Annotated in this window: 1 protein-coding gene; it reads left to right on the top strand. The window is 58.3% G+C overall.

Translation table 11 applies throughout. The features are described from left to right. Nucleotides 1-39: 39 nt before the first annotated feature. Nucleotides 40-252: type IV secretory system conjugative DNA transfer family protein (locus R0J88_RS21925; protein WP_410901166.1), on the top strand; the 213-nt coding region annotated here is incomplete at its 3' end.

The raw sequence follows: 252 nt of genomic DNA, 5'->3' as shown, positions 1-252 counted from the left end.
CTTTGCGAATGAATCGGAAATCCGGCAGGCGGGGTTGCTATGACGACGCATGGCCGCCTTGATACGCCACCTGCGATTGTCGTTGGAATATGGCGCGGCCGCTACCTGCGATTTGGAGGTCAGCAGTTCGTGCTACTTGCCGCACCTGCCCGCTCCGGCAAGGGAGTTGGCGTAGTGATCCCGAATCTGCTCACCTTTCCCGATTCGGTCGTGGTGCTCGACATCAAGCAGGAAAACTATGCGACCACATCC

The organism is Pseudoalteromonas sp. SIMBA_162, assembly GCF_046535955.1.
In the GTDB taxonomy this organism is placed as follows: Bacteria; Pseudomonadota; Gammaproteobacteria; order Enterobacterales; family Alteromonadaceae; genus Pseudoalteromonas; species Pseudoalteromonas marina.
This window is presented reverse-complemented; position numbering and strand designations above follow the sequence as displayed.